10 protein-coding genes and 3 pseudogenes are annotated in these 13,493 nt (G+C 67.8%); 7 read left to right on the top strand and 6 right to left on the bottom strand.

All coding sequences use genetic code 11. From position 1 onward, the window contains the following. Positions 1–13: 13 nt before the first annotated feature. The 4 genes from hspQ to GI374_RS03350 all read right to left on the bottom strand — a co-directional run bounded on the left by hspQ (position 14) and on the right by GI374_RS03350 (position 4,047). Complete coding sequence (gene hspQ / locus GI374_RS03365; protein WP_195759825.1) at positions 14–340, bottom strand: heat shock protein HspQ; 327 nt, start codon at positions 338–340, stop codon at positions 14–16. Between the two features lie 74 nt (positions 341–414). Continuing rightward, entirely contained in the window at positions 415–1,149 is a 735-nt protein-coding gene (locus tag GI374_RS03360; RefSeq protein WP_154335623.1) for a metallophosphoesterase, read from the bottom strand. A 56-nt stretch (positions 1,150–1,205) separates the two neighbouring features. After that, positions 1,206–2,795, bottom strand: coding sequence for a phosphoglycerate dehydrogenase (gene serA, locus GI374_RS03355; protein WP_154335622.1), 1,590 nt, complete (start codon positions 2,793–2,795; stop codon positions 1,206–1,208). A gap of 100 nt (positions 2,796–2,895) precedes the next feature. Beyond that, positions 2,896–4,047 (bottom strand): phosphoserine transaminase, encoded by a 1,152-nt coding sequence (locus GI374_RS03350; RefSeq protein WP_154335621.1) that lies wholly within the window; start codon positions 4,045–4,047, stop codon positions 2,896–2,898. 108 nt (positions 4,048–4,155) lie between these two features. Between GI374_RS03350 and GI374_RS03345 the strand changes: the two genes are divergently transcribed. After that, positions 4,156–4,533, top strand: coding sequence for a hypothetical protein (locus GI374_RS03345; RefSeq protein ID WP_154335620.1), 378 nt, complete (start codon positions 4,156–4,158; stop codon positions 4,531–4,533). Positions 4,534–4,576: 43 nt separating this feature from the next. On the opposite strand, the gene ccrA is transcribed toward GI374_RS03345, so the two are convergent. Further along, complete coding sequence (gene ccrA, locus GI374_RS03340) at positions 4,577–5,866, bottom strand: crotonyl-CoA carboxylase/reductase (protein ID WP_154335619.1); 1,290 nt, start codon at positions 5,864–5,866, stop codon at positions 4,577–4,579. 129 nt (positions 5,867–5,995) lie between these two features. Here ccrA and GI374_RS03335 point away from each other — a divergent pair, with 129 nt between their 5' ends. The 3 genes from GI374_RS03335 to GI374_RS03325 all read left to right on the top strand — a co-directional run bounded on the left by GI374_RS03335 (position 5,996) and on the right by GI374_RS03325 (position 9,826). Then, entirely contained in the window at positions 5,996–6,781 is a 786-nt protein-coding gene (locus tag GI374_RS03335; RefSeq protein ID WP_154335618.1) for a DUF72 domain-containing protein, read from the top strand. Between the two features lie 81 nt (positions 6,782–6,862). Continuing rightward, positions 6,863–8,830, top strand: a complete 1,968-nt coding sequence (locus GI374_RS03330; RefSeq protein WP_370515114.1) for a methylmalonyl-CoA mutase family protein — start codon at positions 6,863–6,865, stop codon at positions 8,828–8,830. Between the two features lie 75 nt (positions 8,831–8,905). Then, entirely contained in the window at positions 8,906–9,826 is a 921-nt protein-coding gene (locus GI374_RS03325; protein ID WP_154335617.1) for a cation diffusion facilitator family transporter, read from the top strand. 3 nt (positions 9,827–9,829) lie between these two features. Here GI374_RS03325 and GI374_RS03320 read toward each other — a convergent pair whose 3' ends face one another. Further along, positions 9,830–10,126: an antibiotic biosynthesis monooxygenase gene (locus tag GI374_RS03320; RefSeq protein ID WP_154335616.1), complete on the bottom strand. Its 297-nt coding sequence runs from the start codon at positions 10,124–10,126 to the stop codon at positions 9,830–9,832. A 682-nt stretch (positions 10,127–10,808) separates the two neighbouring features. Between GI374_RS03320 and istA the strand changes: the two are divergent. From istA to GI374_RS03300, 3 pseudogenes are all read left to right on the top strand, one after another. Further along, positions 10,809–11,420: pseudogene (istA, locus tag GI374_RS03310) on the top strand (IS21 family transposase); the annotation flags it as partial. A gap of 123 nt (positions 11,421–11,543) precedes the next feature. Beyond that, positions 11,544–11,867: pseudogene (locus GI374_RS03305) on the top strand (ATP-binding protein); the annotation flags it as partial. A 1,432-nt stretch (positions 11,868–13,299) separates the two neighbouring features. Next, a pseudogene (locus tag GI374_RS03300) lies at positions 13,300–13,493 on the top strand (transposase); the annotation flags it as partial.

Raw genomic sequence — 13,493 nt, 5'->3', positions numbered from 1 at the left:
GGCGGGCGGGGCTTCAGTTCATGAAGCCCTGCACCGGGTAGCGGCCGTCCTCGAACTCGCCGAAGAGCTCGTCCACTTCGGGATGCTCGACCGGACCGCCGTCATCGTCGGCCAGCAGGTTCTGCTCGGAGACATAGGCCACGTAGAAGGTCGCCTCGTTCTCGGCCAGCAGGTGGTAATAGGGCTGGTCGCGCGCCGGGCGCGCCTCGGCCGGGATCGAATCGTACCATTCCTCGGTATTGGCAAATTCGGGATCGACATCGAAGACCACCCCGCGGAACGGGTGCTTGCGGTGCCGGACCACCTGTCCGAGTGAGAATTTCGCGGTCTTGGGGATCATCATGCGCCTCGTGATCCGTCGATATAGGTGTGGGCGGGGCGTGAGTCCACCGCGGCCCGAGGTGCGCGCTCCGGTCAGGGTCTCACCTCCTTCCTGCCATCCTCGGTCAGCAGAAACACCCCCTCGGCCTCGATCACCACGGCCGAGACGGGCCCGCCGCTGGCGGCATCGGTGTCGATGTTGAGCCGGTTGCCGTGATGACGGACCTGGCGGTGCGGTGTGTGGCCATGCACGACCAGAACGCCATGGTCGCGGGTGTCGGTCTGGAATGGCTTTCGGATCCACAGCAGGTCCGTCTCGTCCTGCGCCTGCAGGTCCACTCCCGGCCGGATGCCCGCATGCACGAACAGCGCAAGCGGCGTCAGATGCCAGCCCGGCAGCGCCGCGAGCCAGTCGCGCTGCGCCTGCGGCACGGCGGCAACCGCCTCGGCATGCACCTCGGCCAGCGGCCGCCCCGCCGGATCGCGCAACGCGTAGCTCTCCAGCACCACGTCGCCGCCATTCTCCGGGTCGATCCAGCGGCCCTCCGACTGCATCCCCGGATCGCGCGCCTCCGGGTCGTCGAGAAACAGCGAGAACATGCGGTCGTGATTGCCCTTCAGCACCAGCCAGGGCGCGCCCGCCGCCTGTCCCGCCATCAGCAGTTCGATCGTGCCGCGCGAATCGGGACCCTTGGCGACGAGATCGCCCAGATGCACGACCCGCGCGCCGGCGTCGCCGCAACGCCGACGATCGGCGGCGATCAGGGCATGGGCCACGCGCAGATGCGGGGTCTGTCCGTGGATGTCGCCGACCGCGTAGACGCGCATGACAGACCTCCCTCCACCCCGGCCAACCAAGCGGCCGGGGCGGCGGTTCCGGGGGCTTAGACCTCGAAGGTCAGCGGCCGCACCTGCTCGAACTTGCCGGTGGACAGCAGCGCCTGGCGCACATCCTCGCGCAGCGGCTCGTCCAGATAGGTGATCGCGATGGCGTCGCCCCCCTCCGCCGCGCGGCCGAGCGAGAAGTTTGCCATGTTCACGCCGAGACCGCCGAGCGTCATCCCCAGCGTCCCGATCACCCCCGGCACGTCGCGGTTGCGGGTGTAGAGCATGTGGCGCCCGATCTCGGCATCCATGTTGATGCCGCGGATCTGGATGAAGCGCGGCTTGCCGTCGCTGAACACGGTCCCGGCGATGGCGCGCTCGCGGTCCGAGACCATCGTGACCTTGATATAGCCGTCATAGACGCCCGACTTGTCCTGCGTCGTGGTGGCGATCTGGATGCCGCGCTCCTTCGCAACTACCGGGGCCGAGACCATGTTCACATCCGGGTTGGCGGGCTTCATCACGCCGGCAATGACGGCCGCGTTGAGCGCCTGCAGGTTCATCTCGGACGCGACGCCGTCATAGAGGATGTTGATGGCGCGGATCGGCTCGTCCGTCATCTGACCGATGAAGGCGCCGAGGTGTCCGGCCAGCCTGATCCACGGCCCCATGACCTTCGCCTCCTCGGCCGTGACCGAAGGCATGTTGAGCGCGTTCTGCACCGCGCCGGTCAGCAGATAGTCTGCCATCTGCTCGGCCACCTGCAGGGCCACATTCTCCTGTGCCTCGGTGGTCGAGGCGCCGAGATGCGGGGTCACCACCACGTTCGGCAGCCCGAAGAGCGGGCTTTCCGTCGCCGGTTCGGTTTCGAACACGTCGAAGGCGGCGCCCGCGACATGGCCCGACCTCAGCGCCTCGGCCAGTGCCGCCTCGTCCACCAGCCCGCCACGGGCGCAGTTGACGATCCGCACGCCCGGCTTGGCCTTCGCCAGCGCTTCGGCCGAGATAATGCCGCGGGTCCTGTCGGTCAGCGGCACATGCAGCGTGATGAAGTCGGCCTTCTCCAGCAGTTCGTCGAGTTCGACCTTGCGCGCGCCGATCTCGTCCGCGCGCTCCTCGGTGAGGAAGGGGTCGTAGGCCAGCACCTTCATGTGCAGCCCAAGCGCGCGGTTGATGACGATCGAGCCGATATTGCCCGCCCCGATCACGCCGAGGGTCTTGTTGAAGAGCTCGACCCCCATGAAGCGGTTCTTCTCCCACTTGCCGGCATGGGTCGAGGCCGAGGCCTCGGGCAGCTGGCGTGCGACGGCGAACATCATGGCGATGGCGTGCTCGGCGGTGGTCACGCTGTTGCCGAAGGGCGTGTTCATCACGATCACGCCGCGCTTGCTGGCGGCGGGGATGTCGACATTGTCGACGCCGATGCCGGCGCGGCCGATCACCTTGAGATTGGCCGCGCGCTCGAGCAGCTTTTCCGTCACCTTCGTGGCCGAGCGGATGGCGAGGCCGTCATACTGGCCGATCACCTCTGCCAGCTTCTCCTTGTCCTTGCCGAGGGCGGGGAGGTAGTCGACCTCCACCCCGCGGTCGCGGAAGATCTGCACGGCGGTCTCGCTCAGCGCGTCCGAAACCAGAACCTTCGGTGCCATCTGCGTTCTCCTGAACCGGCAGGGCGCAAACGGCGCTCGCCTGCCTTGTTTCTTCTGTCTGAAAATATCCCGAGGGTGCGGGGGCAGCGCCCCCGCGACGTCACGCCTGTGCGGCGAGTTCCGCCCTGTAACCCCACTCGATCCAAGGCAGCAGCGCCTCGACATCCGAGGCCTCCACCGTCGAGCCGCACCAGATCCGCAGGCCCGGCGGCGCATCGCGATATGCGCCGAGGTCGAGGCCCACGCCTTCCGTCTCCAGCCGCTTTGCGACCGCCTTGGCAAAGGCAGCGCCGTCGCGGATCGCCGGGTCGGTGAAGCGCAGGCAGACCGAGGTGGTCGACGCTGTGGCCGGGTCCTCGGCAAGGTTCGCGATCCAGTCGCGGGCGTCGCAGAAGTCGCGCACAGCCTTCGCATTCGCCTCGGCCCGCGCGATCAGCGCCGGCAACCCGCCGATCGACTGCGCCCATTGGAGGGCGACGATGTAGTCCTCTACGCAGAGCATCGAGGGGGTGTTGATCGTCTCGCCCTGGAAGATGCCCTCGATCAGCTTGCCGCCCTTGGTCATGCGGAAAATTTTTGGAAGCGGCCGGTCGGGGGTGAAGGTCTCGAGCCGCTCGACCGCGCGCGGCGAGAGGATCAGGACGCCATGCCCGCCCTCGCCGCCCAGCACCTTCTGCCAGGAGAAGGTGGTGACATCGAGCTTCGACCACGGCAGCTCCATCGCGAAGGCTGCCGAGGTCGCGTCGCAGATGGTCAGCCCGGCGCGGTCCGCCGGGATCACATCGCCGTTCGGCACGCGCACGCCTGAGGTGGTGCCGTTCCAGGTGAAGACCACGTCGCGGTCCCAGTCCACGACGGCGAGGTCGGGCAGGCGGCCATAGTCGGCGCGTGTCACCTTCGCGTCGGCCAGCTTCAGCTGCTTGACGGCGTCCGTGACCCAGCCCTCGCCGAAGCTCTCCCAGGCGAGCATCTCGACCGGGCGGGCACCGAGCATGGCCCACATCGCCATCTCGACCGCGCCCGTGTCGGAGGCCGGGACGATGCCGATGCGGTAGTCGGCGGGCACGCCCAGCACCTCGCGCGTGAGGTCGATGGCGCGCTTGAGCTTGCCCTTGCCGGGCGCGGCACGGTGCGAGCGCCCGAGGGGCGCACCTGCCAGCATGTCGAGGGTGAAGCCGGGGATCTTCGCGCAGGGGCCCGAAGAAAAGCGCGGATTGGCCGGCCGCGCGGCCGGGGTCATGTGGTCTTTCATGTCAGCCTTCCAGCCTGAATGCCCCTCGTTGGGAAGGGGTGTCCCGCTGTTGCGTCTATCGGAAACGGGGCGTTGCAGCAAGAAGGAAACCCTTGGCCGCGCAAGCCGTTGATGATGCGCCGCGGTGGTCTGCGCCGGGGCGTCCAGATCAAGGGAGCTGAGGCCGTGCCTAGACGTCGATCAATCTCGTTAACCACCCTGCTGGCGGTGGCCGGCGTTGCGGCGCTGATCGCGATGCTGACGAATCGGAATGCCCCGCGGCGGCACCGGGATCAGTCCCCGAGCGAGGGCGGGCGGGCGCAGGCCTCCAGCCTTGCGGCGATCCATCCCGACGTCGCCGCCGATGCTGGCGAAGCAGCCGATGCCTGTTTCGTCCGTCCCGCCGGGCCCGAAGCGATGCGCGACGCCCCGCGGCGCGGGTGGGACCGCACGGACGAGGCATCGGACGAATCGTTCCCGGCCAGCGATCCGCCGGGGAACTATTGAGGCGAGCGCAGCGGTGCGTGCGAAGCACGCACCCGACACCGTCCTAGCCGCGCCCGGCCTCGAGCGCGTCCTCGAAGGTCCGCAAGCCGGTCCGCGGCGCCTGCACCAGCACCGCCATGTTGCCCGGCTTGTGCTGGTTCTTCATCATCTTGACGTGGGCGGCCGGGATCTCCTCCCAGGGGAAAACCTCGGACATGCAGGGATCGAGGCGCCGCTCCAGCATCAGGCGGTTGGCGGAGGCGGCCTGCTTCAGATGCGCGAAATGGCTGCCCTGCAGGCGCTTCTGGTGCATCCACATGTAGCGCACGTCGAAGGTGCAGTTGAAGCCGCTGGTCCCGGCGCAGATCACCACCATGCCGCCCTTCTTGCAGACAAAGGTGCTGACCGGGAAGGTCGACTCGCCCGGATGCTCGAAGACGATGTCGACGTTGTTGCCCTTGCCGGTGATGTCCCAGATCGCCTTGCCGAAGCGCCGCGCCTCGTCGAACCAGGCCTTGTATTCCGGCGTGTTGACGGTCGGCAGCGCGCCCCAGCAGTTGAACTCCTTGCGGTTGATCACGCCCTTGGCGCCGAGCGCCATGACGAAGTCGCGCTTGTCCTCGTCCGAGATCACACCGATGGCGTTGCCGCCCGCCGCGTTCACCAGCTGGATCGCGTAGGAGCCGAGGCCCCCCGAGGCGCCCCAGACCAGCACGTTCTGCCCCGGCTTCAGCTCATGCGGGTGGTGGCCGAAGAGCATCCGGTAGGCGGTGGCGAGCGTCAGCGTGTAGCAGGCGCTCTCCTCCCAGGTCAGGTGGCGCGGGCGTGGCATCAGCTGCTGCGCCTGCACGCGGGTGAACTGGGCGAAGCTGCCGTCGGGCGTCTCGTAGCCCCAGATCCGCTGCGTGGGCGAGAACATTGGGTCGCCGCCGTTGCACTCCTCGTCGTTGCCGTCGTCCTGGTTGCAGTGGATGACGACCTGGTCGCCCACCTTCCAGTTCTTCACCTTGTCGCCCACGGCCCAGACGATCCCCGAGGCGTCCGATCCGGCGATGTGATAGGGCTGCCTGTGGCCGTCGAAGGGGCTGATCGGCACGCCGAGGCCCGCCCAGACGCCGTTGTAGTTGACGCCCGCCGCCATCACGAGGACCAGCACCTCGTTGCTGTCGATAGTGGGCGTGTCCACGACCTCGAGCTGCATGGCCTTGTCCGGCTCGCCGTGACGCTCGCGCCGGATCGCCCAGGCGTGCATCTGCTTCGGGACATGGCCGAGCGGCGGCATCTCGCCGATGGCGTAAAGGTCCTTCTCCGGCGCGTCGTAGGGCGCGATCGTGGTGGGCGCGTCGAGGGCCATGCCGTTCTCCTTCAGGCTCGTGCCGCGATGCAGAATCGGGCGTCTCGGCAGGGAGGGTTAGCGGCGGTGGCGCAACATTGCAATAGATGACGGCAGTTGGTTTGAAACAATCTTGCAGGAGGAACGGTTATGACCGGGCGGATTCGGGTGGGCGTTGGCGGCTGGAGCTACGAGCCATGGCGCGAGACCTTCTATCCCGCCGATGTGCCCAAGGCGCGCGAACTCGAATGGGCCAGCCGCCAGTTCACCACACTCGAGGTGAACGCGACCTTCTACCGCGGCCAGAGCCGCGAGACCTTCCAGCGGTGGCACGACGCCGTGCCGGAGGATTTCGTCTTCGCGCTGAAGGGGCCGCGCTATTCGACGAACCGCAAGGTTCTGGCCGAGGCGGGCGAGTCGGTGGACCGCTTCTGCGCGTCCGGCATCGCCGCGCTCGGGCCGAAGCTGGGGCCGATCAACTGGCAGTTGGCGCCGACGAAGCGGTTCGATGCGGAGGATTTCGCGGCGTTTCTGGCGCTGCTGCCGCCAGAGGCCGAGGGCCTTCCGCTGCGCCATGCTGTCGAGCTGCGCCACGAGAGCTTCGCCTGCGTCGAGGCGGTGGAGATCGCGCGCGCCGCGGGAGTAGCGATCGTGCTGGCGGGAGACAGCGAGTATCCGGTGATCGCGGATGCGACGGCGGGTTTCGTCTATGCGCGGATCATGGGGACGCAGGAGGGCGAGGCGGCGGGTTATTCCGACGCGGCACTCGACGCCTGGGCGGCGCGGGCGCGGGACTGGGCGGCCGGAAAGTCCGGTGCGGGGCTGGAACCCTTGACCGCGTGGCAGAGGAAACCGCGCGATGTGTTCCTCTACGTCATCAGCGGCTTCAAGGCGCTGAACCCGCTCGCCGCCCGCGGCCTGCTCTCGCGCCTCTGACGCCGCGCTGCGGCGAATTGACGGCGAACCATCCTTGCGCTAGGGCGTTCAGCGACGAAAGATTGTTGCGAGGAGGTCGCCGTGGCCGAGCAGACCCAACGAGACAAGCCCTGGCTCTTCCGCACCTATGCGGGCCATTCCACCGCCGCGAAGTCGAACGAACTCTACCGCACCAACCTGGCGCGCGGTCAGACCGGCCTCTCGGTCGCCTTCGACCTGCCGACCCAGACCGGCTATGACAGCGACCACGTGCTCGCGCGCGGCGAGGTCGGCAAGGTCGGCGTGCCGATCGGCCATCTGGGCGACATGCGGGCGCTGTTCGACCAGATCCCGCTCGAGCAGATGAACACCTCGATGACGATCAACGCGACCGCGCCCTGGCTGCTGGCGCTCTATGTCGCGGTGGCCGAGGAGCAGCGGGCGGACATCGCCGCGCTTCAGGGCACGGTGCAGAACGACATCATCAAGGAATACCTGAGCCGTGGCACCTATATCTGCCCGCCCAAACCCTCCTTACGGATGATCACCGACGTTGCTGCCTGGACCGCCGAGCACCTGCCCAAGTGGAACCCGATGAACGTGTGTTCCTACCACCTGCAGGAGGCCGGCGCGACGCCCGAGCAGGAGCTGGCCTATGCGCTCGCCACCGCCATCGCGGTGCTGGACGACCTCAAGGGCAAGGTCGCGCCCGAGGCCTTCCCGGCGATGGTCGGCCGCATCAGCTTCTTCGTGAACGCGGGCATCCGCTTCGTCACCGAACTCTGCAAGATGCGCGCCTTCACCGAGCTCTGGGACGAGATCTGCCGCGAGCGCTACGGCATCGAGGACGCGCGCTACCGCCGCTTCCGCTATGGCGTGCAGGTGAACTCCCTCGGCCTGACCGAGCCGCAGCCCGAGAACAACGTCTACCGCATCCTGCTGGAGATGCTGGCGGTGACGCTCAGCAAGAACGCCCGCGCCCGCGCCGTGCAGCTTCCGGCCTGGAACGAGGCCCTCGGCCTTCCGCGGCCCTGGGACCAGCAGTGGTCGCTGAGGATGCAGCAGATCCTTGCGTACGAGACCGACCTGCTGGAGTTCGACGACCTCTTCGACGGCAACCCGGCCGTGGAGGCGAAGGTGGCGGCGCTGAAAGTGGGCGCGAAGGACGAGCTTGCGACGCTCGATGCGATGGGCGGCGCGATCGCGGCCATCGACTACATGAAGTCGCGGCTGGTCGAGGCCAATGCCGAGCGGCTGGCCCGCGTCGAATCGGGCGAGACGGTGGTGGTCGGCGTGAACCGCTGGCAGCAGGGCGAGCCCTCGCCGCTGACCGCGGGCGACGGCGGTATCATGACCGTGGACCCGGCGGTGGAGGCGGATCAGGTCGCCCGCCTGAACGAATGGCGTGGGGCCCGCGACCCGGCGGCCGTGGCTGCGGCGCTCGACCGGCTGCGCGAGGATGCCGAGGCCGGGCGCAACATCATGCCCGCCTCGGTCGCCGCGGCCAAGGCGGGCGCCACCACCGGCGAATGGGCCGCGCAGATGCGCCGCGTTTACGGTGAATACCGCGGCCCGACCGGGGTCTCCGCCGCGCCCTCGAACCGCACCGAGGGGCTGGAACCGATCCGTGAGGCGGTGGACGCGGCTTCGGCCCGCCTTGGGCGGCGGCTGAAGTTCGTGGTCGGCAAGCCCGGCCTCGACGGCCACTCCAACGGCGCCGAGCAGATCGCCGCCCGCGCCCGCGACTGCGGCATGGACATCACCTACGAGGGCATCCGCCTGACGCCCGAGCAGATCGTGGCCCGCGCGATGGAGGACGAGGCGCATGTGGTCGGCCTCTCGATCCTCTCCGGCAGCCACCTGCCGCTGGTCGAGGAGGTGATGGAGCGGATGCGCGCGGCCGGCCTCGCCCATGTCCCGGTGCTCGTCGGCGGCATCATCCCCGAGGACGACGCCGCCCGCCTGCGCGCGCAGGGCGTCGCGCGGGTCTATACGCCGAAGGATTTCGAGCTGAACCGGATCATGATGGACATCGTAGCGCTGGTGCAGCCGCGCGAGGCGGCCGCCTAAGAGCCCAGGCGTCGGCGGCATTGACAGCAACATATGAATAGCTACTCATATGTGAGTCAACGCAGCAGGGCCGCCATGTCGCATTCGCACGACCATCACCACGATCACGACCACGCCCCCACGGTCAGCCGCGACAACGAACGCAAGGTCCTGATCTCCTTCATCCTGATCTTCGCCTTCATGATCGTGGAGGTGATTGGCGGCCTCCTCTCCGGCTCATTGGCGCTGCTTGCCGATTCGGGCCACATGCTGACCGACGCCGCGGCGCTTGCGCTCGCCTGGGGCGCCTTCCGCCTCGGCCGCCGCGAGGCCGACGACCGCCGCACCTTCGGCTACCTGCGGCTCGAGGTCGTGGCAGGCTTCGTGAACGCCCTGGCCCTCTTCGCCATCGTCGGCTGGATCGCCGTCGAGGCCTGGCGCCGGCTGCAGCAGCCGCACGAGGTGCTGGTCGGGCCCATGCTGGCGGTCGCTGTGGCGGGGCTGCTGGTCAATCTCGTTGTGCTGTGGCTGCTGACGCGCGGCGACAGTGAGCATGTCAACATCCAGGGCGCCGCGCTGCATGTGCTGGGCGACCTCTTCGGCTCGGTCGGCGCGATCACGGCCGCGGTCATCATCCAACTCACCGGCTGGACCGCGGCCGACCCGATCCTGTCGGTGCTGGTCTCGCTGCTGATCCTGCGCAGCGCCTGGGTGCTGGCGGCCCGGTCGCTGCATATCCTGCTGGAGGGCGCCCCGGAGGACGCCGACCCGCAGCTGATCGCCCGCCACCTGACCGCGGCGGTGCCGGGCCTGGCCGCGGTCCGCCACGTCCACGTCTGGTCGATCACCTCGGGCCGCGTCCTCGCGACCATGCATGTGCGCCCCGATGACGACGCCGAGGCCCGCGCCGTGGTCGCTGCGGTCGGGCGCGAGTTGCAGTCGCGCTTCGACATCGGCCACGCGACCATCGCCATCGACTGGAACGAGCGTGACGAGGCGTGCAGCCTGGCGCCCTAGCCGCTACTTCAGCGGCAGGACCACCGCGCCCGAGACGGGGTCCGTGACCCCCAGCCCGTCGCCGAGATCCTCGAGGGTGGCGCGGAAACCGTCGAGGGTCGCGATCATCTGCGGCCGCGCGGCAGACAGCGCCTCCATGCTCTCCCATTCGGCGATGATGCAGTAGCGCCGCTCTCCGGCCTTGATGATATTGGCATGGCGCAGCCCCGGCCAGTCGCCACCGACGCCGCGATGGGCGTCGAGGAAGGACTGCTCCATGCCGGGCCTGACCTTGAAGCGGACGACGTTGAACGCGGTCATGATGGCCTCCGAAGGACGGTGGCTAGCGTCAGTCGTGTCCCGAAAGCCGGTCGCAGCGACCCCGCCGTCCCCGATGCCGGCGGCCGGGCCTTCGGCGGCAGGATACTCCCGGCCGGGCAGCGTGAGAAGGCGGAGCGCCTACCGCCCCAACGCATGAAACTCCGCGTTCGGCGGGATGTCGAACGCGTTCACCAGCCGGTTCGACATGCCGAAGAACGCCGCGATCGCCGCGATGTCCCAGATCTCGTCGTCGGTGAAGCCCTGATCGCGCAGGCTCTGACGGTCGCCTTCGGTGATTTGAGCCTGTCACGCGCCATGGGTTGCACGTAACTCGTCGAACTATGTGCAAGCCGTGACAGTTAGCAGGCTGCTGAATTAGTGGAGGCGTGGAAACGATTTCCCGGCCTGCCGATTGGAAGGCTTGGGTATCCAGACAGGTCCTGACGAGGGGTGAACAGTTCTGCCCACCTCTTTCGACTTCACGGTGCCAGTAGCCGGGGGCAGCGGGGCGAGATTGTTGGCCGCCATTGTCAGGATGAAGCGGGAGCGCACCCGCTCGATGCCGCTAGTGTGTGTTTCGGCGTGCAATTTTGACCCCTCAGGCGGGGTAATCGGCGCCCAATTTTGACCCCCCTGAGGTTGGGGCAGCCCGTCCGTTGCGAGGCAGCGGACGGAGGGGGAGTTGAAGCGGGTGGATGCGATCGCGCTGGTGCGCCGGGCCTTTCACGTGCAGGGCTGGTCGATGAAGAGGATCGTCCGGGAACTGCACGTGTCGCGGAACACGGTGCGGAAGCTCCTACGCTCGGATGAGACGGACTTCAGCTACGAGCGCGAACGTCAGCCGCTCCCGCGGATCGGCCCGTGGCAGGAGCCGCTGGAGAAGATGCTGGCGGTCAAGGAGACGAAGCCGGCGCGGAAGCGGCTGACGCTGATCCGGGTGTTCGAGGAGCTGCGGACGCTCGGCCACGAGGGCGGCTATGATGCCGTGCGACGGTTTGCGCGGACCTGGTCAAAGACCCGCGGCGCGATGACCGCGGACGCCTATGTGCCGCTCTACTACGCCCCCGGCGAGGCCTGTCAGTTCGACTGGAGCCATGAGGTCGTGCTGATCTCCGGCGTGACAGTCACGGTGAAGGTCGCCCATGTCCGGCTCTGCCACAGCCGGATGATGTTCGTTCGAGCCTACATGCGCGAGAGCCAGGAGATGGTCTTCGACGCGCACGACCGGGCCTTCGCCTTCTTCCGCGGCACCTGCACGCGCGGCATCCACGACAACATGAAGACGGCGGTGGAGCCCTGCCGGCGCAAGCTGAAGGGATCCGACGACGGCGACCGGCAGATGGTGCAGATCCTGAGCTGTGTCGCCTCCGACGGATTGACCGCCGTGGAGGCCGCCTGCCGGGAAGCTCTCGACGAGGATGTGCACTCCGCGCTCGAGGCCGAGGCCCGGGCTGGAAAGCAGGGCAAACTGGCGGATTACCTCGGCCGGCTCGACTTCGTGATCCTCGACGAACTCGGCTATCTGCCCTTCGCCCAGAGCGGTGGCCAGCTCCTCTTCCACCTCGTCAGCCGCCTCTACGAGCGCACGTCGGTCCTCGTCACTACCAATCTTGCCTTCGGAGAATGGCCCACCGTCTTCGGCGACGCCAAGATGACAACCGCGCTCCTCGACCGCCTCACGCACCACTGCGAGATCATCGAGACCGGCAACGAGTCCTGGCGCTTCAAGAACCGGGCCTGACACCGATCAGGGCCCGAGCCGCCTCCACCACGTCATCAGTTCCGTCGGCTCGGGCCCCGATCTCCCGGGCACCAGTGGGGTCAAGATTGCACGCCGATCCGGGGTCAGATTTGCCCGCCGATTGACACTCGAACGGCCGGGTGCGACCGGCGCAGGGCGGCATTGTAGGAACGCGCCTCGATGATCTCGCAAGAAGGAAGAACTTCTCCTCGAGCTCCTGATGCCACTGCTTGCAAAGGTTCGACGGCGTGATGACGAGAATCCGTTACCTCCCCTCGGCCCAGCGCTGCGCGATGACGAGGCCGGCCTCGATCGTCTTGCCGAGGCCACCTCGTCGGTGAGCAGCGCGCCGCGGCTCAGAGGCGAGAGCACAGCGAAGAGGGCAGCGTCGACCTGATGAGGGTTGAGGTCCACTCGCGCCCCGGCCACGGCGCCCGCCCAGCCAAGCGCGCCTGGCGCTGCTGGAGAATCGGCCGATGCGGCCGTGGATCGCCTCCGGGCCCGTCTTCGCCGCGCCAGTGTGGCAGTGACCTCAGCAGCGCGGCCGCGCCGCCGCGAACGGGATGGCGGGGGTTCTGCGCGATCTCCACGACTTCCGCGAGGTCCTGAGGCGGTGAGATCACGGGCGCGCTCCAGCCCCTGCCTGCCCAGCCGATCCAGCCGCTCCCCGCGCGCGAAGCATGCCTGAGCCCATTCGGGGTCGCGCTTGCGCGGCCTCGCCTTCCGCGCAAACCCGGCCTCGGGCAAATACTGGCACAGGAAACGACGCAGGGTCGGCAACCATGGCCGGAGCTCCGGGGGAGCGCCCGTCAGCGCCTCCTCGATCATGGAGTGGAGTTCGGGTGTGTCGATCAGGTTCACCGTCATTCTTGTCCTTCGTCGATGCTGATGAGGTCACTGTAGCGACCGCATGCGTCAGTCCGGGACGTGTGGGATGCGCAGGCCGCTTTCACCGAGGCATGAGTTCGTTGATGCTGCGGCAATACCCGCAAGAGGCCAGCATGGCGCACTACTTCACCGCCGACACCCATTTCGGCGACGACCATATCCGGTAGTTCTTCGGGCGCCCCTTCCGGTCAGCGGCGGTTTTGCCGCAGTTGCTGGCCCCGCAGAGCGTCGAGACCTCCCCGAGCCGCAGCAAGCGGTCGACGACGCAATTCCACTAAAGGTCGGGAACGAAGTCCTGCGCTTTTTTGATAGAGCCTGACCTTCATCTCGGGGGTATTGTAGCTTCCGTCCATGTCGGGATCCTCCTGTCTTGATGTCAGCCTGTCAGCCTGTCAGCCTGTCAGCCTGTCAGCCTGTCAGCCTGTCAGCCTGTCGGCCTCGGTGAGGAGGTAGGGCCGCTACCGCGAACCGGAAAACATCGAGCTAAGAATTTTTTTTCGCGGGTCGTCGGGCGGAATGGCACCCTTCCTGACATGTTCCCCTTCGGAACGGCTACCGCGAGCGGGCTCTCGACACCCGTCTGGGCACGCTGAACCTGCGTGTGCCGAAGCCTTCGGCAGGGCAGCTACTTCCCCGGCTTCCTCGAGGCCCGGAAGACCTCGGAGCAGGCGCTCGTGGCGGTGATCCAGGAGGCCTGGATCGGCGGCGTCTCCACCCGGCGGGTCGATGACCTGGTTC

The organism is Paracoccus sp. S-4012, assembly GCF_009674885.1.
In the GTDB taxonomy this organism is placed as follows: domain Bacteria; phylum Pseudomonadota; class Alphaproteobacteria; order Rhodobacterales; family Rhodobacteraceae; genus Paracoccus.
Note: the sequence above shows the minus strand (reverse complement) of the source record. Positions and strands in the feature narration are given on the sequence as shown.